Below are 18,024 nucleotides of genomic sequence, written 5' to 3' on the forward strand. Positions count from 1 at the left end.
CATGAAACTCGATCATCTCGCTTCAGCCCAGCCGCTGGACCTGTTGGGCATCGGCTTTGGCCCCTCCAACCTGGCACTGGCGATCGCCTTGCAGGAAAGCAGCACGCCGCAGCGGCGCCTGAACACCGCCTTTGTGGAAAAACGCGAAGGTTTCGCCTGGCACAGTGGCATGCTGCTGGCCGACAGCCGCATGCAGATTTCCTTCCTCAAAGACCTGGTCACGCTGCGTGACCCGTGCAGCCCGTTCTCTTTCCTCAAGTACCTGCACGTGCAAGGGCGCCTGGAAGACTTCGCCAACCTGCGCAGCTTCCTGCCCACCCGCATCGAATACGAAGGCTACTTGCGCTGGGCATCGTCGTTCTTCGACCCGCAGACCCATTACGGCGAAGCCGTTCAACAGGTGCGCCCGCGTGCTGAAAATGGCGTGGTGCGCGCACTGGAGGTGGTGTCCCAGCGTGAAGACGGCAGCGAGGTTCGCCGCGTGACCCGCAACCTGGTGCTGGCCGTAGGCGGGCGCCCGCTATTGCCTGAGCCGTTGGCGGCACTAGGCGCCGAGGGCGCAGCGCGCGTGGTGCATTCTTCGGCCTACCTGCCCAGGATCGAAGGTGCCTTGGCGGCGGGGCGTGAACGGGCCCGCCGCGAAGGCCGGCGCCTGCGCGTGGCCGTGCTGGGCGGTGGCCAGAGCGCGGCGGAAATTTTTCAGGACCTGGTACAGCGGGCCGACGATGCACTGGACGTAAGCCTGGTGATTCGCGGGTCCGCCCTCAAACCCGCTGACGACAGCCCCTTCGTGAACGAGATTTTCCACGCCGACTTCACCGATGCGATCTACCAGCGCAATGCCGAGTCCCGCCAGGCGTTCATCGACGAATACCGAGGCACCAACTATGCGGTAGTAGACGTTGACCTGCTGGAGCGGCTGTACACCCTGTTTTACATGCAAAAAGTGAGCGCCCAGCCTCGCCACACGCTGCTGACCCAGCGCCACCTGGTGGCTGCGCGTGCCAGTGACCAAGGCGTTGAGCTGACCCTGGAAGACACCGAACGGCAATTAACTGAAACACGGCATTTCGACGTGGTGGTGGCCGCTACCGGTTATCGCCGCGACGACCATCGCCGCCTGTTGGGCGAACTGGCACCGCACCTGGGTGAGTTCGAGGTGGGCCGGGATTACCGGGTAAAAACCAGCGAAGGGTTCCAGCCCGGTATCTGGCTGCAAGGCAGCTGTGAGGCCACCCATGGGCTGAGCGATACGCTGCTGTCGATTCTGGCCACCCGTTCCATGGAAATCGCTCACTCCGTACAGGCCGCCTGCGCCCGGCAGTCTGCTCGCCCCGACACGGCGGTGGCCTGACCATGCAGACACACGCGATTCACACCGCCGCTCACGTGGATGACGCCCTGTACCGGTCACCGTTCAGCTACGTGCTAGGCGACGGCCGCCGTTGCTCGCTGACCTTGAGCCAGGCTCAGTTGACCCTTGAAGTGGGCGGCCAGCCTGCGCTGCGGCTGGACGTGCACTTGGATGGGCAGCGGGTGCGGCTGCGCGCTACGCATCCGCTGGCCTCACCTGTCCCGGCACAGGCGCTGCTGCCCGTGCTGGCCGAGTTCTTCTGCCGCCCCATGCAGTTGGACGCCCTGTCACTGGAGCTGGCCGTGACCCCGGCGTGGGCCGTGCAGGCTGTCCGGGAAGGGGTGTTCGACCAGGTGGAACCCCTGGCCGACGGCTGCCGCCTGCAGGTGCGCCGTGCCAGCTTCTGGCAGCACCCCGCCCTATGGCTGCGCCAGGGCGCCAGCGGCTTTGCCCAGCGCTTCACCCTGACCGCCAACCACCGCCACCCGGTACGCCCGCCGAAACCGGAAGGGGTGGTGTACGAACGGCACCTGCCGCACCTGGACCTGACCTTTTCGCTGCGCACCCTGGACATTGAGCAAGACCTGATCACCTTCAACCGGTGGATGAACCTGCCCAATGTGGCGAGCGTGTGGGACCAGGCGGACGATACCCAGACCCACGCCCAGTTCCTGGCCGCCCAGCAGGCCGACCCCCACACCCAGACCTTGTTCGGCTGTTTCAATGGCGAGCCCTTTGCCTACTTCGAACTCTACTGGGTCAAGGAGGACCGGCTAGCGCCGTTCTGCCAGGCCGGAGACTACGACCGCGGCATCCACATCCTGGTGGGCAACCGCCGGCACCAAGGGCCGGCCAAGCTGGAAGCCTGGCTGCGTTCCCTGTTCCATTACGCCTTCCTGGACGACCCGCGTACCCAGACGGTGTATGGCGAGCCGCGTGTCGATAACCAGCGGTGGATCGCCTACATGCAGGAGCAGGGAGGGGTGAAGCTGCGTGAATTCGACTTCCCCCACAAGCGCGCCGCCCTCATAAGCCTGGCGCGGGAAACCTTTTTCCAGGAGTACGGCCCCCGATAGGCCCCGCCATGACTATCAAACGCAACCTGTTCTGCTTGCCGTTCGCCGGTGGCAGTGCCGCCATCTTCCAGCCCTGGCAGCGGCTGGCGCCCGTAGATATTGCCGTACACCCTATGGCGCTACCGGGGCGTGGTACTCAGTGGGGGCAATCACTGCTGTGCGAGTGGGGCCCTGTGCTGGACCTGTTGCTGGCGCAGGTGGAAGCCCAGGCCGACCTGCCTTCGGTCCTGTTCGGTCACAGTATGGGCGCCTTGCTGGCCTTCGAGCTGGCCCATGCCCTGCGTGAGCGTGGGCTGCCTGCTCCAGAGCTGCTGGTGCTGTCGGCCAGCCGCCCGCCACGGCCCCCACATCGCTTGGCAAACACCCCTTGGCTGACCTGTTCCACCGACTGTCTGATGGCTGAACTGGACGCGATCAGTGGCCCCAGTGAGGCCCTGGCCAACCCTGAACTGCGTGAACTGATGCTGCCCATTCTGCGCAACGACTTCCAGCTGTGTGCGAATTACCGCTACCCACCTCGCTCGCCGCTGCAGGTGCCGATTCTGGTGCTGGCCGGTGGGGGCGATGCCGGCTGCCCGCTGGCGCCTGCCCAGGCGGCTTGGGCGCAGGAAACCACCGAACCCGTCACGGGCCTGGAAATCGACGGCGGGCATCTGTTTATCACCGAGCGACCTGCCGACGTCCTGGCCCATGTGCTGGCCGCACTGCCCACATGCACCCGGCCGGCCCCCCCTTCCTTATTGAACGCTTACAGGAGCTGATCATGTCGGTTGCCCTTTCGTCCGCACCCCAGGCGTTGCCAGTGGCCGCCACTGCCTTGCCCGAGCAGCAGCTGAGCCACGGCGGCACACGCCTCACCGTGCTCACCGCGCCAAGCCCGGAGGTAGACCTGCTCGACCCCGGCCTGCACACGCAAATCAACGCGGCCCTGGCCCGCGACGGCGGTGTGTTGCTGCGCGGCTTCAGCGCCATGAGCATCCAGCGCTTCCATGATTTCGCCAAAGGGTTCGGCGCGCCGCTGCTGTCCTACGAATTCGGCTCTACCCCCCGGAGCGAGGTGGAGAAGGGCGTGTACTCTTCGACCGAGTACCCCAAGCACCAGTGGATTCCGCAGCACAATGAACAGGCCTATACCACCCAGTGGCCCATGAAAATCTGGTTTTACTGCGACGTGGCACCTACCGACCGTGGCCAGACCCCTGTCGCCGATTCCCGCGCCATTTTCCGTTACCTGGACCCGGCCCTGCGCGAACGCTTCGAAGCCCGTGAGCTGATGTATGTGCGCAATTTCGGTAGCGGCCTGGACCTGCCCTGGGAGCAGGTGTTCAACACCGAAGACCCTGCCCAGGTAGAAGCCTACTGCCGCGAGCACGGCATTGAGTGGGAATGGTTGGAAGACGACTGCCTGCGCATTCGCCAGCGCTGCCAAGCGGTCACCCGCCACCCTCAAACAGGTGAAAAGGTGTGGTTCAACCAGGCCCACCTGTTTCATATCTCAGCCCTGGACGCGGCTACACGTGAGGCGCTGCTAGAGATCGTGGATGAGGAAGACCTTCCGCGTAACGTGTTCTATGGGGATGGCGAACCCATTGCCGATGCCGACCTGGACCACGTCCGTGCGGTGTATGCCGCCCACCGGCTGGATTTCCCCTGGCAGCAGGGGGACGTGATGATGTTGGACAATATGCTCATGACCCACGGCCGTGCGCCCTTCAGCGGTGACCGCCGCGTGGTAGTGGCCATGGCGCAAGGGCACAGCTGGGATAAACAGGCCTAATTTGCGCGAAGGCTGGTTCGTCACCTTTATGAAAGGCCACTAATGGCCGCTAACGCTCACTGTTTCAGGACACGTACACATGGCATTCGATCGCGACGACGCATTGTTTCTAGTGGTAATCAACGAAGAGGAACAGTACTCCATCTGGCCCGAATTCAAGGCCGTGCCAGCAGGCTGGACCCCGGTAGGAGAGGCCGCACCCAAAGCCCAGTGCCTGGAATACATCGAAACCCACTGGACCGACATGCGCCCGGCCAGCCTGCGGCGGGCCATGGGCGCTGCCTGACCACTGCTCAGGCCGGTGTCGTGCAATCACCGGCCTGGCGGCACAGCTGCACGGCATCGCGAATCATGAAATTGACCAGGGTAGGGGAGACGCCCAATTCGCTGGCAATCACCTTTTGAGGGATGCCATGCAGGCAGTACATCTCGAACGCGTACTGCGTACGTTCGGGCAGTTGGGTCAGTTGTTCGGCAATCACTTCCAGCGTGGCCTGGTTCAGGTGCAAGGCTTCAGGGGATGCGCCATGAAGGGCCACATTGAAGCCGTCTTCCTCGGGGCTGTAATAGCGTTTTTCCGACACCTGCTTGCGGTAGTGGTCGATCGCCAGGTTGCGGACCGTTTGATAGAGGTAGCTCAAATGCCCACGAATGGACGCTGCCGAAGGGGAACGTCGAAGGCGGAAGAAGGCGTCCTGGACCACATCCTCGGCCCGTGACCGGCACCCGGTGATACGAGCGGCAATTTTGATAAGGGTCGTACGGTTGTCCAGAAAAGCCTGGATCAGGGAAGACTCTTCGGTAGTGCAGAACAGGGGTTCATGCATGGCCAGCTCCTTGCTCGAAAAGTGAGGCCTGCGCGTTTAGGTCGCAGGCGGAGCGCAAACGGTAGTGAGAACGATTCTCAGTGTCAAATAAAATGTTTCAAAATATATGCCTTTTGCTGCCTGGCAGGTGAGAGCGAGGCGGCATAGGCATTTGGCCACCTTCTTGGTGGCGGCTGGATTATTGGAACCAAGTTTTAGTGGGGCAGTCCAGTCAGCAGGGCTATTAGAGAAAACACCCATGAACACAGTGTCAAACCCATCGGGCTTAAGAAATTTCACCGTCTTTATTGCCGCCTTGTTTGGCCTGGCATTGCTGATTGGCGGTGGCTGGCTGATCACATTGGGAGGGTCGGCGTACTACCTGATCGCCGGTGTGGTATTGCTGGTCTTTGCAGGGCTGCTAGGGCGTCGCTCTCCCGCATCGCTGTGGCTGTATGGCCTGCTGATGCTGGCTACGGTCGGCTGGGGCCTGTGGGAAGCCGGCACGGACTTCTGGGCGCTGGTGCCTCGGCTGGACATCCTGGGGGTGCTCGGCCTGTGGCTGCTGATCCCAGCCATTACGCGAGGGTTTGGCCCGGCGCTTAAGGCAGGTAAGGGGTTCCTTGCGTTTACCTTGGCATTCGCCATCTGCGTGCTGGTGTATTCCATGTTCAATGACCCTCAGGAAATCAACGGCAGCTTTGCAGCGGCCCAGCCCCAGCAGGCGCAGCCTATTGAAGGGGTCAACCCAGCTGATTGGCCCGCCTACGGGCGCACTCAAGCCGGCGAGCGTTATTCGCCGCTTAGTCAGATCAACGAAAAGAACGTGAAAGACCTGAAAGTGGCGTGGACTTACCGCAGTGGTGAGTTCATGACCAGCAATGACTCGGGGGAAACCACTAACGAACTGACGCCTATCAAGATTGGCGACAACATGTTCATTTGCACCACGCACCAAGTGCTGGTGGCGCTGGACCCCGCTACCGGCAAGGAAAAATGGCGCTTTGACCCCAAGCTCAAGGCAGACCCTTCCTTCCAGCATTTGACCTGCCGCGGCGTGTCCTATTACGACCAGGCCAATACCGCTGAATTTGCGGCCAGCCTGGCCAATGTGGCGCCTGCCCAGACCAGTTGCCCACGCAAGGTCTACCTGCCGGTCAACGATGGCCGCCTGTTCGCGATCAACGCTGACAATGGCCAGCGTTGCAGCGAGTTCGCAGACAACGGCGAGCTGGACCTCAAGCAGATGCACCCCTACACCTACCCAGGTGGCCTGGAGCCGACGTCGCCCCCGGTAATCACCGGTACCACTATCGTGATTGGTGGTTCGGTCACGGACAACCTGTCTGTACATGAGCCCTCGGGTGCGCTGCGCGGTTACGACGTGAACACCGGCGAGCTGAAGTGGGTGTTCGACACGGGCGCCGAAAACCCTAATGCCATTCCTGGCCCAGGCCAAACGCTGGTGAACAACTCGCCCAATGCCTGGGCACCGCTGGCCTACGACCCCAAAATGGACGTTGTGTACGTGCCAACAGGCAACCCGACGCCCGATATCTGGGGCGGCAACCGCACGCCCAACATGGAGCGCTATGCCAGTGCAGTTCTGGCGCTTAACGCCACCACGGGCAAACTGGTGTGGAGCTTCCAGACTACCCACCACGACCTGTGGGACATGGACGTACCGGCGCAGCCCACCCTGGCTGACGTAAAGACGGCTTCAGGCGAAACAGCGCCGGCCGTGTACGTGCCCACCAAGGCCGGCAACCTGTTTGTGCTGGACCGCCGCGATGGCAAACCCATCGTGCCAGTGACGGAAATGCCTGTGCCTGCTGGCGAAGCGGCACCCGGCGACCGGGTAAGCCCGACTCAGCCACGTTCTGCGCTGAACCTAACGTCTATCCAGACCCTGGCCGACAAGGACATGTGGGGCGCCACCATGTTTGACCAGATGGTCTGCCGGGTGATCTTCAAGCGCCTGTCGTACCGTGGCCAATACACCCCACCTTCGGAGCAGGGCACCCTGGTATTCCCAGGCAACCTGGGTGTGTTCGAATGGGGCGGTATTTCGGTGAACAGCGACCGCCAAGTGGCGTTGATGAACCCCATGGCGTTGCCATTCGTGTCCAAGCTCATTCCGCGTGGGCCGAACAACCCGCTGTGGCCTAAAGAGGGCCTGACGGGTACGGGTACTGGCACCGAATTGGGTATTCAGCCCCAATACGGCGTGCCTTTCGGTGTGGAAATCAATGCATTCCTGTCACCCTTTGGCCTGCCTTGCAAAGAGCCGGCCTGGGGTTACGTGGCGGGCGTGGACATGAAGAGCCATGACGTGGTGTGGCGCAAACGTATCGGTACCATCCGCGACAGCCTCAAAGGCATCCAGCTGCCACCCTTGAAGATCGGCGTACCCATGTTGGGCGGGCCTATCTCCACGGCAGGCAACTTGATGTTCATCGCCGGGACCCAGGACAACTACATTCGCGCCTATAACGTGACCAATGGCGACCTGGTATGGGAAGAGCGTTTGCCCTATGGGGGCCAGGCTACACCTATGACCTATGAGATGAACGGCAAGCAGTACATCGTGATCATGGCGGGCGGCCATGGGTCGTTTGGCACCAAGATGGGCGATGCGTTGATTGCCTACGCGTTGCCTGACAAATAAGCCGCACCACCTGTTTGCCAGGTTCGCCCGCTGCCGCAGGCTCCTACAGTGCCAGGCATTGCCTGCCCTGTTTGCCAGGTTCGCCTGCTGCCGCAGGCTCTCACAGTGCTAGGCATTGCCTGCCCTGTTTGCCAGGTTCGCCTGCTGCCGCAGGCTCTCACAGTGCTAGGCATTGCCTGCCCTGTTTGCCAGGTTCGCCCGCTGCCGCAGGCTCCCACAGTGCCAGGCATTGCCTGCCCTGTGGGACCTGGCGAAGCCAGGGAACAGGCCCTGAAGTTGTACACTCAGTCGAGCCCAGGCACGCTCACCAGAGCCAATTCTACCCCCTCCTGTGCCACCCCCCCAGCAGCAGCCTCCGCCAACCCCACATCTGTAATGATCAGGTCAAAGTCTTGCAGCGGCGCGATCTTGTACATGCCAAAGGTGCCGTACTTACTGCTGGTAGCGATCAATATGCGCTTGGAAGCCCCCGCCATGGCAGCACGCTTGACAGCCACTTTGGCGGGTGAAGGCGTGGTGATGCCGCGCTTGAGGTCCCAGGATGCTGTGGACATGAAGGCTACGTCAGTGGCGATACGTGAAAGGGTTTCGGCGGCCAGGTCTCCCACACCGGAGAGGTTGGGGTGGTCCAACACGCCACCGGTATGGATCACCGTGACGTGTTGCGCCTCGGCCAGCGCCATCACAATGGAGAAATCATTAGTGACCACAGTCATGCCGGTCAGTGCGCAGATGTGAGGCACCAACGCCAACGTAGTAGTGCCAGCGTCCAGGTAAAGTGTCATGTTCGGGTGCAAGGCCTGTGCCGCCTGCGCCGCCATGGCCTGTTTATGTGGCAGCTCGGCAACGGCCTTGCTTTGGTGGCTGGGTTCGGTGGCTACGGCACTGGCAATGCGTACACCGCCAGGCACCGAATAGGCCTGGCCGTCTTTTTCCAGCACGGCGATGTCGCGGCGGATGGTCATGTGGGAGCAGTCGAACATGTCCATCAGCTGATGGACCGACAGCACCTGGTGGCGGCGCAGCTGACGCAGTATCTGTTCACGGCGTTGATCAGGAATGATCGGGCCGGAGGACGGGGCGGGCAAAGGGTCTTTCACGTGCGGTAGGCTCCTGCGCCCCACGGGTTGCGGGGCGCGGCCATGTTAGCCGATCACGGCTTCGATCGTCAGCACGCCAATCAGACCGACCAGTGATTGCAGGCACAGCATCAGCGTCCAGGTGCGGAACGTCTGGGCCACGGACAACTGAAAGTATTCCTTGAACAGCCAGAACCCTGAGTCATTGACGTGAGACAGCATCACTGCACCCGAGGCTGTGGCCAGCACCAGTAACTCCGGTGACAGGCCCGGGTTGGCCAGCGCGAAGGGCGCTACGATGCCGGTAGCCGCTACGGTAGCGACCGTGGCCGAGCCGATGCAGATACGCAGCAGCGCAGCGATGCCCCAGGCCAGAATCAGCGGGTTTATCAGCCAGCCTGAGGCGTGATGCGTAATCAACTGATCCAGCTCAATGGCGCTAAGCATCTGCTTGAAGCCGCCACCGGCGCCCAGGATCAGGAGAATGGCCCCAAGGGGCGCCAGGCCTTTGTTGGCCATTTTGCCGACCTGCCCAAGGTCGAAGCCAGACCGCAACCCCAACGCGAAGAAGGCAAAGATGACGGCGGCCAGCAGGGACAGGATCGGGTTGTTCAACCCCGTATAAACCGAATAGGCCAGGGTGCCTTTCACAGTAAAGGCCATGCCCAAGGTGCCGATCAGCATCAGGCCAGGAGGTAGCAGCACGGCCACGATGGCCGGCAATAGGCCCACCGGGTTGGCCGTGGCACTGTCGTCACGCGTGCCCACCGGGCCTGAGGTCAGGTCAGGCGCCGGGCCGAACCAGGGCGCTATCAGCTTGGTAAACACCGGCCCCGTCAACAAGGCTGCTGGAATACCGATCAGCAGGCCGTAGAAAATGGTCAGGCCGGTGTTGGCATGGTAGGCCGTCACAGCCAGCATAGGCGCCGGGTGTGGGGGCAACAACCCGTGAGACGTATACAGGCCTGCCGCCAGGGGCAGGCCGATGTACAGCAGGTGAGTGTGGGTGCGCTTGGCCACGGTGTACACCAGCGGGGCCAGCATGATGAAGCTGACGTCGAACAGGTGCGGCATGCCGATGAGCAGCGCCGCTGCACACACGGCGTAGGGCACGTACTGCACCGGGCGCTTGCCGATAAAGGCGTTGGCGATACGGTCTGCGCCCCCAGAACCCAGCAATATCCCGCCCAAAAGCGTGCCCAGGCCGATCACCGGGCCGGTTTTGGCCAGTGCTGCGCCAAAGCCTTTGGCAAAGTGCTCGATGCTGTCGTTGGCACCCACGCCCGCGGCGATCCCCAGGCCCAGCGCCGTTAACGTCAGGGCCAGAAAAGGGTTGAGCTTGAAGCGGGTGATCAGCAGGATCAGTACCACAATCGCGCCAGCCGCAAGGGCCAGGGTAAGCAGTTCATTATTCATGTTGTTGTAGAACCTGAAGGCAGTGGGTAGGCGCACCCAGGGGTGCGCACCGGCAGAAGCAGCGGAATCAGGCCGGTTGCAGGCCCGCCTCCCAGGCGGCTCGCAGCACCGGGCTGTAGCCCTTGAGGTCATCCAGGGTGATCAGCGCCTCGGCGGCGATGTCCCGGGCTGCCGTGGCATGTGCGGCCAGGTACAGCGGTGCGACATCATCGGGAGCATCTGCCCTGGGCAGCAGCACGGCTTGTACGCCGGTCACATCGTGGTGGTGGCCGCCCATGTTGAGTACGGTGCCGGCGGTAATGGCCGAGGTGGCCCGGCCTGCCAGCACCACGCACTGGCTAGGGGTGGCGCTGCCCGAGGCCCTGTTGTGCAACACTGCATTGAGCAGGGTGATGGGCGTTTCAACGCCCATGAAGTGGTAGGGCAGGTAGAGGCAGGCATAGCGGCGGTTGCGGCTGACCACATGGCCCTTTTGCGCCAGCAGTTCCCAGGTGGGGGAGTCGTGGGTGCGTACCACCACAAATACGCCGCCAGCAAAGCTGGCTTCTTCGGGCAAGCGCAGCACATTGAACACGTCGATTACACCCGTGCTGCCTAGAATGCCGCCGTCTTCGCGCAGCGCGTATACATCGGCCAGTTCGGCTGTGCGGGCAATGGGGTAGTGCATCAGCTCCACATCGGTCACCAGCTCAGTGTTGGTGCCCACCACGCTCATTTCGCAGTAGTCCGCTGTGGCGCTGGTCTTGCGCCCGTTCAGGGCAGCGCGGCGTGCGGCCAGGGTAGCGGGAATGTCGTCGCCCAAGGTCAGCAGGCTGGCCATGGCGGGTGCTGCAAAGGTCTCATCCAGCTGCGTGATCATGCCCGTGGCGGGATCGAACACCAGATCATATTCGCTGGATTTGCCCGCAGCGACGATCTCCAGCCCCAGGGTGCGGGTCCAGCTCACCCAGCCGATCAGGTTGGCAGGCTGGTCACCGTCGGCCGTGGTGTAGACCACACCTTGTTTGGCTGCCAGCCGTGACAGGGCAATGCCAGCCACTGAATCCACTTCTTTGCTCACCATGGCTACGTGACGTTTGGCGTTGAGCGCGGTGACGGCGCAGGCATGGCCGATGGCCGGGTTGCCTGTGGCTTCTACCAGAATGTCGTAGCGCGCGGTGTCGAGCAGGGCGACGTCGGCGACCAGCACAATGGCGTCCTCGGCGGCAGCTGCAACGGCTTGGGCGCTGATGCATTCAACCAGTTGCGTCTCACTGAAGCCCAGCTCCAGGCACAACGCCCGCAAACCTGGTACGTCCAGGTCGCACAGCACGGCAGGCACCAGGTTGGGCATCAGGCGGGTCTGCGCCAGCAGCGTGCGGGAAAAGCCGCCCTTGGCGCCCGTCAGGGCATAGCGCACAGGGGTGCGGGCATGGTCGGCAAACAGCAGCTGGAAATTCATAGGCATCCTCGTTAGGGCGCTTGTTGTAGTAGGCAGCCACACAAGGGATGGCCAACCGATGGCTAACCATAGTGAGGAATTAACATATAAGTCAAATTATTTAACAAATAATAACGTCATAAGGTAGCATGCCTTACATAAGCACTTGGCAGCAGCGTTTTCACCTGTGGTGATGTGCATATTTGTGAAAGCCTAGCGTATACCTGAGGACCCCCAATGACCTCCAGTCACACCCAACCCCTGCTGGGGTGCATTGCCGACGATTTCACCGGCGCGACCGACCTGGCCAACATCTTGGTACGTGGCGGCATGCGCACGGTCCAGACCATTGGCATTCCAGCCCCCGGTGAAGCCTTTGCACCTGATGCCCAGGCGCTGGTCGTTGCGCTCAAGTCGCGTACCGTTTCGGCCACTGATGCCGTGGAGGCCGCGCTGCACGCGTTGCAGTGGCTTCAAGCCCAAGGCTGTCAGCAATTCTTTTTCAAATACTGCTCAACCTTCGATTCCACCGCCCAAGGCAATATCGGGCCGGTGACCGAGGCGCTGATGGAGGCCCTGGGCGAACGCTTTACCATCGCCTGCCCGGCCTTTCCTGAAGCGGGGCGCACTGTGTTCCGCGGCCACTTGTTTGTGCAGGACGCGCTGCTGAGCGAGTCCGGCATGGAGCACCACCCACTCACACCCATGACCGACGCCAACCTGGTTCGGGTGCTGCAGGCGCAAACCCAAGGCGCCGTGGGCCTGGTGCGTTACGACCATATTGCCGAAGGGGTGAAAGGCGTCGCCGCACGGTTCGAGCAGTTGCGCCAGGAAGGGGTAGCAGTGGCCATTGCCGATGCCATCAGCAACCCCGACCTGATGACCCTGGGGGAAGCCTGCAAGGCGTTCAGGCTGATCACGGGTGGGTCCGGAGTAGCGCTGGGCTTGCCAGCCAACTTCCGCCGTAAAGGGCTGCTCAACAACGGCGAGGCCTCTGAGCTGCCAGGGTCTACTGGTCCTGGGGTGGTACTGGCCGGCAGCGCCTCCAAGGCCACCAATGGCCAGGTCGCGGTCTGGCTCGCTGCCGGGCGGCCGGGCTTTAAACTCGACCCGCTGGCCCTGGCGGCGGGTGAACCCGCGGTCGCCGAGGCCGTGGCCTTTGCCACAGCCCATGAAGTGCCTGTGCTGGTGTATGCCACCAGCCAGCCTGATGAAGTGAAAGCGGTACAGGCCCAGTTGGGCGTGGCCCGAGCAGGCGAACTGGTGGAGCAGGCCTTGGGCGACATCGCCCGTGCCCTGTACGCCCAAGGCATTCGTCGTTTTGTGGTGGCCGGTGGCGAAACCTCCGGCGCCGTGGTGCAGGCATTGGGGGTAAAGGCCTTGCAGATCGGACGTCAGATCGACCCTGGTGTGCCGGTAACCCTGGCGCTGGGGCCAGAGGCGCCCTTCGCGCTGACACTTAAATCCGGCAATTTCGGTAGCGTGGATTTCTTTGACAAGGCGCTGCGCCGCCTGGCGGGAGACTGGGCATGAGCCAGGAAGCACAGCTGCGCGAAGAAATCTGTGTGGTGGGCCACAGCCTCTACGGTCGCGGTTACACAGTGGGCAGCGCTGGCAACATCAGTGCGCGACTGGAGGATGGCTGGCTGATTACACCCACCGATGCCTGCCTGGGCCGGCTTGATCCTGCCCGAATTGCAAAGGTGAACCAGGCCGGTGAATGGGTCAGTGGCGACAAGCCCTCCAAAACCCTGGCCCTGCACCGCCAGGTGTACGACCGCAACCCCACCGTGGGGGGCGTGGTGCATACCCACTCCACCGCTTTGGTGGCCTTGACCCTTGCTGGGGTGTGGCAGTCTGGCTGTATCCTCCCGCCCATCACGCCCTATCAGGTGATGAAAGTAGGGCAGATACCCTTGGTGGGTTATCAGCGCCCTGGTTCACCCCTGGTCGCCGAGCAGGTGGCCCAGGTCGCGACACGGGTCCGTGGGGTAATGCTGGAGCGGCTGGGCCCGGTGGTATGGGAAAGCTCGGTCAGCAAAGCCAGCTATGCCCTGGAAGAGTTGGAAGAAACCGCCAAGCTCTGGTTGAGCACCCAGCCGCGCCCGGCGCCGTTGAGTGACGCGGCGTTGGCCGAGTTGGAGGAGCAGTTCGGTACGCGTTGGTGACCGTGGCCCTTGCGCCGTGCAAGGGCCAGGCTTGGGTTATAGCCGTTGAATCAAGTAGCTGTTCTCGAACCCATTGACGGCGCCGAGAATGTTGAAGCCTTTGAAGTACCCGCCGGCCCGCAGCAGGTCCACCGCAGGGCCTACCTCTGGCGAATGGGTGAAGTCCCGGTAGTCGTCGAACACGACAAACCCGCCTGACACCACGCTGGGTGCGTAGAGCAAAAAGTCCAGCAGCACATTGCGGCCCTCGTGGCCGCCATCGATATGCAACAAGGCGACCCTGGGTGAGAGCGCCTGGAACCGTTCGGCGCACAGTTCCGAGAACCCACGCAGAATATGCGCATCGGGCAGCAGCAGGTTTTTGTAGTGGCTGAATTCCTCGAACTGCCTCGGCAGCACGAACGGGTCGATCCCGATCACCCGCCGCTCGTGGTTGCAGATCTCATTCATCAGCACCAGGGATTTGCCTTTCCATACGCCGATTTCGACGACATCGCCTGGTACGTCCGTTAGTAAAAGCGCCAGGTAGCCCAGCAGCCGCACGTGGTCATGAAAAGACAGTTCTCGCCGGGCCATGGCGTGCTCGGGGGGAAGGGAGGCCTGTGCTTGCGCGTAATGCTCACCGATCAGGTCCCAGATTCTGCCGATGTCGTCGGTCAGCTCAGGGTTAGCGATAAAGCGCTTGAGGTCTTCAAGGGTAATCATGGGGCATCCAGACGGCTTATAAGGAAACATCCAAGGTGGTGTAGGAAAAGTAGCCCCAGCCGCTCAGGTCTGCAACGACGATGTAAAGGCGTCAGAAAATAAAGATTGAATACTCACACTAAATGTTATTTAAATAACACAAATACCAATGCTCGGGTGCACCTGCCAGAGCGTGTGAGGCTTCATAACAATGAAAAAAATTGCAGTCATCGGCAGCAATATGGTCGACCTGATCACCTACATCGATCGGATGCCCGCGCAGGGCGAAACACTGGAAGCACCACGCTTTGCCATGGGGTGTGGTGGGAAGGGGGCCAACCAGGCCGCAGCTGCCGCCTTGCTGGGCGCCCATGTGATGATGGTGACCAAGGTGGGCGACGATGCCTTTGCAGACACCACCCTGGCCAACTTCCAGCGGCTGGGGATCGACACCCGCTTCGTGGAGCGCGTGCCCGGAGTGTCCAGTGGCGTGGCGCCCATTTTCGTGCAAGAGAATTCCCACAACAGCATCCTGATCGTCAAAGGGGCCAATGCCCACCTGACGCCGGCAGACATCGACCGCGCCGAGCCGCTGCTGCGCGACTGCGCGTTGATCGTGCTTCAGCTGGAGATCGAGCTGGCCAGTGTGTACCACGCCATTGACGTAGCCCATCGGCTGGGGGTGCCCGTATTACTGAACCCGGCCCCTGCGGTGGCGGGGCTGAGCCGCCAGCACCTGGGGCGGCTGGATTTTTTGGTGCCTAACGAAAGCGAGCTGGCCCTGCTCACTGGCCAGCCCGTGGATTCGGCTGAGGCTGCCGCCAAAGCGGCTCGCAGCCTGTTGGAGGAGGGCGTACGCCATGTGATCGTCACCCTCGGCGAGCAGGGTGCACTCTACGTGGGCGAGCAGGGTGAGTGGCGTGTTGAAGGCCACCGCGTGGATGCACGGGACACGTCGGGTGCAGGCGATGCCTTCATCGGCTGCTTTGCCCATCACTGGAGCCGGGACGGCGATATCCACCGTGCCATGCAACAGGCCGTGGCCTATTCGGCCTGCTCAGTCACCGGCCTAGGTACGCAATCTTCCTATCCGGATACGGCAGCCTTCGCTCTTTTTAGCGCACCCTTGCCTGCCTGATCCGGCTAACACCTCTCAACTGCTTTTCGCGGAGAACAATAATGAACAAGCCTGCGCTGCAACCCTCGGCGGACGGGTTCTACCTGAACCGTACCCCCTGGTTTGCCTTTTTCCTGCTGTGCTGCATCTTCGCGTTGTGGGCGGCGGCGGCCAGCATGAACGACGTGTTGATCGCCCACTTCAAGAAGGCGTTCCTGCTCAGTGATTTCCAGACGGCCTTTGTACAGTCGGCGTTCTACCTGGGTTACTTCTTCGTGGCGATTCCTGCGGCCATTGTGGTGCGTCGGTTCAGTTACAAGACCACCATTCTGGTGGGCCTGGTGCTGTACATGGCCGGCTGCTCGCTGTTCTTCCCGGCCGCGTCCATGGCCAAGTACAGCATGTTCCTGATGGCGCTGTTCGTGATCGCGGCAGGCCTGTCGTTCCTGGAAACGGCCAGCAACACCTATTCCACCCTGATGGGGCCACGGGAATCCGGTACCCGCCGCTTGAACATTTCACAGACCTTCCACCCGTTCGGTGCCATGACCGGCGTGTACGTGGGCAGCTTCGTGATGTTCAAGGACACCGACGCCACCCGTGAACAACTCACCCAGATGACCCCGGCTGACGCTGCTGTACAACAGCTGGAGATGATCCAGTCCACCCTGTTGCCGTACCAGTGGATGATTGCGGTGCTGGCCCTGATGTTCGTGCTTATTGCCTTCACGCGCTTCCCCGCGTGCAAGGGCAACCGCACCGAGGCCACACCCAAGGCCAGTATCGGTGAAAGCCTCGGGCGGCTGCGTCGAAACCCGCGCTTCTGCTTCGGTGTGCTCACCCAGTTCCTGTACGTAGGCGCTCAGGTGGGCGTATGGAGCTTTACCATTCGCCTGGCCATGCAGATGGGGGGTATGAATGAACGCAGTGCTTCCTGGTTCCTGCTGACCACGTTCGCGGCCTACTTCGTAGGCAAGATGGTCGCCAACCTGCTGATGCGCAAGTTGCACCCCGCCAAGGTGCTGGCCCTCTACGGCGTACTGTGCATTGTGTTGCTGGCCTATACCATTCTGGTGCCCAACATCACGGCCGTATACGCCGCCGTGGGCGTGAGCATTTTCCTGGGGCCGTGCTGGCCGACCATTTACGGCCTGACCATCGACGGGCTGGGTGAAGACACTGGCGTGGGCGGTTCGCTGCTGGTGATGAGCATCGTAGGTGGTGGCGTGATTCCCATCTTCCAGGGCCTGCTCAGCGATGCCAACGGCGGCAACATGCAAATCGCTTATAGTGTGCCGCTGCTGTGCTTCGTGGTGATCGTGGCCTATGCGCTGCGGTGCCTTCGTCAACCCCAGCCTCGTGTCGCCCGTGCGGCGACGGCGCTGCCCCAATGAGCCAAGAAATGATGCGCTTGCCCCTGTACCCGCAACTCTGGAGCGACACCACCAAGCCTGTTCTGGAATCGGAACACTTGAGCGCTCACGCCTTTACCTACCCCAGCGGCGTAAAAGCGCTGTCCCTGGAAAACAGCCGAGGCCGGTTGGTGGTGCTCCCATGGCAGGGCCAGATGATCTGGGCTGCCGAGTTTGACGGCCAGAACCTGACCATGCTGAACCTGTTCGACCAGCCACGGCCTACTCCGACCATCATGGGCACCTATGGGTGCTTCATGTTCCATGCCGGCTTGCTGCGCAATGGCTGCCCAGCCCCTGAAGACGATCACCCCCTGCATGGCGAAATGCCCTGTGCGCCCATGGACCGTGCCTGGCTGGAAGTGGGCGAAGACGAGGCGGGCGCCTACCTTCGCCTGGCCGGGGACTATGACTATGTACAGGGCTTCGGCGACCGTTACCGCGCCAGCCCCAGCGTGACCCTGCGGCCGGACAGCGGGTTGTTCGAGATCGGTATGCAGGTGCTCAACCAGGCCGGCAAGCCCATGGACCTGATGTACATGGCCCACATGAATTATGCCTATGTGGAAGGTGGGCGCTTCAGCCAGCCATTGGGGTTCGAGCGCCAGCGGATGCGTACCAGCGTGCCGGCCCATGTACACCCTACAGAGCACTGGAAGGCCTACATGGCCGACTTGACCGCGGACCCGGCCAGGCTGCAGGTGCTGGACTCGCCAGCACTGTATGACCCTGAAGTGGTGAGCTTCTTCGAAGGGGTGCAGGCCGATGCACAGGGCCAGGCGCATTTCTTCCTGGAGCACCCCAACGGCGCCGCGTTCTACACCCGTTACAGCCCCGAACAGTTCAGCCATGCCACGCGCTGGGTATTGCACAATGTGGACCAGCAGGTGGGCGCCTTCATACTGCCGGCCACCTGCGAGCCAGAGGGTTACCACGCCGAGCGCGCCAAAGGCACGGTACGCAGCCTGGCGCCAGGGGAGCGGGCGGTGTTCAGCCTGACCACCGGCTACCTGAGTGCCAGCGAGCGGCAAGCCCTGGCAATTTAAA

General features: G+C 62.2%; 16 protein-coding genes. 11 read left to right on the plus strand and 5 right to left on the minus strand.

The window, feature by feature from the left end; translation table 11 throughout:
- Window position 1 precedes the first annotated feature (1 nt).
- From HBH25_RS00325 to HBH25_RS00345, 5 genes are all read left to right on the plus strand, one after another.
- Window positions 2-1,354: a lysine N(6)-hydroxylase/L-ornithine N(5)-oxygenase family protein gene (locus HBH25_RS00325; RefSeq protein ID WP_168080372.1), complete on the plus strand. Its 1,353-nt coding sequence runs from the start codon at window positions 2-4 to the stop codon at window positions 1,352-1,354.
- A gap of 2 nt (window positions 1,355-1,356) precedes the next feature.
- Window positions 1,357-2,430, plus strand: a complete 1,074-nt coding sequence (locus HBH25_RS00330; RefSeq protein ID WP_168080374.1) for a GNAT family N-acetyltransferase — start codon at window positions 1,357-1,359, stop codon at window positions 2,428-2,430.
- 8 nt (window positions 2,431-2,438) lie between these two features.
- Window positions 2,439-3,191 carry a thioesterase II family protein gene (locus tag HBH25_RS00335; RefSeq protein ID WP_168080376.1) on the plus strand — a complete coding sequence of 251 codons (753 nt, stop codon included), beginning with the start codon at window positions 2,439-2,441 and terminating at the stop codon, window positions 3,189-3,191.
- A gap of 2 nt (window positions 3,192-3,193) precedes the next feature.
- Window positions 3,194-4,207, plus strand: coding sequence for a TauD/TfdA family dioxygenase (locus tag HBH25_RS00340; RefSeq protein WP_168080378.1), 1,014 nt, complete (start codon window positions 3,194-3,196; stop codon window positions 4,205-4,207).
- A 79-nt stretch (window positions 4,208-4,286) separates the two neighbouring features.
- Window positions 4,287-4,493: an MbtH family protein gene (locus HBH25_RS00345; RefSeq protein WP_168080380.1), complete on the plus strand. Its 207-nt coding sequence runs from the start codon at window positions 4,287-4,289 to the stop codon at window positions 4,491-4,493.
- Between the two features lie 7 nt (window positions 4,494-4,500).
- On the opposite strand, the gene HBH25_RS00350 is transcribed toward HBH25_RS00345, so the two are convergent.
- A complete protein-coding gene (locus HBH25_RS00350) occupies window positions 4,501-5,034 on the minus strand; it encodes an RNA polymerase factor sigma-70 (RefSeq protein WP_168080382.1) in 534 nt (177 codons plus the stop codon).
- 238 nt (window positions 5,035-5,272) lie between these two features.
- Here HBH25_RS00350 and HBH25_RS00355 point away from each other — a divergent pair, with 238 nt between their 5' ends.
- Window positions 5,273-7,681, plus strand: a complete 2,409-nt coding sequence (locus HBH25_RS00355; RefSeq protein ID WP_168080384.1) for a glucose/quinate/shikimate family membrane-bound PQQ-dependent dehydrogenase — start codon at window positions 5,273-5,275, stop codon at window positions 7,679-7,681.
- Between the two features lie 284 nt (window positions 7,682-7,965).
- Here the strand turns inward: HBH25_RS00355 and HBH25_RS00360 are convergent, their stop codons facing one another.
- The 3 genes from HBH25_RS00360 to HBH25_RS00370 form a co-directional block, all read right to left on the minus strand.
- Window positions 7,966-8,781 (minus strand): DeoR/GlpR family DNA-binding transcription regulator, encoded by an 816-nt coding sequence (locus HBH25_RS00360; RefSeq protein WP_324616838.1) that lies wholly within the window; start codon window positions 8,779-8,781, stop codon window positions 7,966-7,968.
- Window positions 8,782-8,826: 45 nt separating this feature from the next.
- A complete protein-coding gene (locus tag HBH25_RS00365; RefSeq protein WP_168080386.1) occupies window positions 8,827-10,176 on the minus strand; it encodes a GntT/GntP/DsdX family permease in 1,350 nt (449 codons plus the stop codon).
- Between the two features lie 67 nt (window positions 10,177-10,243).
- Window positions 10,244-11,617, minus strand: a complete 1,374-nt coding sequence (locus tag HBH25_RS00370; RefSeq protein WP_168080388.1) for a homoserine dehydrogenase — start codon at window positions 11,615-11,617, stop codon at window positions 10,244-10,246.
- A 216-nt stretch (window positions 11,618-11,833) separates the two neighbouring features.
- Here HBH25_RS00370 and otnK point away from each other — a divergent pair, with 216 nt between their 5' ends.
- Complete coding sequence (gene otnK, locus HBH25_RS00375; RefSeq protein ID WP_168080390.1) at window positions 11,834-13,129, plus strand: 3-oxo-tetronate kinase; 1,296 nt, start codon at window positions 11,834-11,836, stop codon at window positions 13,127-13,129.
- Window positions 13,126-13,764, plus strand: coding sequence for a 3-oxo-tetronate 4-phosphate decarboxylase (gene otnC, locus HBH25_RS00380; protein WP_168080392.1), 639 nt, complete (start codon window positions 13,126-13,128; stop codon window positions 13,762-13,764). Before otnK ends, otnC begins: the two co-directional genes overlap by 4 nt.
- A 36-nt stretch (window positions 13,765-13,800) precedes the next feature.
- On the opposite strand, the gene HBH25_RS00385 is transcribed toward otnC, so the two are convergent.
- Entirely contained in the window at window positions 13,801-14,469 is a 669-nt protein-coding gene (locus tag HBH25_RS00385; protein ID WP_168080394.1) for a class I SAM-dependent methyltransferase, read from the minus strand.
- 190 nt (window positions 14,470-14,659) lie between these two features.
- On the opposite strand from HBH25_RS00385, the gene rbsK reads away from it, so the two are divergent.
- From rbsK to HBH25_RS00400, 3 genes are read left to right on the plus strand one after another with little or no spacing between them, the layout of a single operon-like run.
- Window positions 14,660-15,586, plus strand: coding sequence for a ribokinase (gene rbsK, locus HBH25_RS00390; protein WP_168080396.1), 927 nt, complete (start codon window positions 14,660-14,662; stop codon window positions 15,584-15,586).
- Between the two features lie 41 nt (window positions 15,587-15,627).
- Window positions 15,628-16,959, plus strand: a complete 1,332-nt coding sequence (gene fucP / locus HBH25_RS00395) for an L-fucose:H+ symporter permease (RefSeq protein ID WP_168080398.1) — start codon at window positions 15,628-15,630, stop codon at window positions 16,957-16,959.
- Entirely contained in the window at window positions 16,956-18,023 is a 1,068-nt protein-coding gene (locus HBH25_RS00400) for an aldose 1-epimerase family protein (protein WP_168080400.1), read from the plus strand. The genes fucP and HBH25_RS00400 overlap by 4 nt, the downstream gene beginning before the upstream one ends.
- Window position 18,024: the final 1 nt, after the last annotated feature.

Source organism: Pseudomonas quercus (assembly GCF_012033695.1).
GTDB classification, from domain to species: Bacteria; Pseudomonadota; Gammaproteobacteria; order Pseudomonadales; family Pseudomonadaceae; genus Aquipseudomonas; species Aquipseudomonas quercus.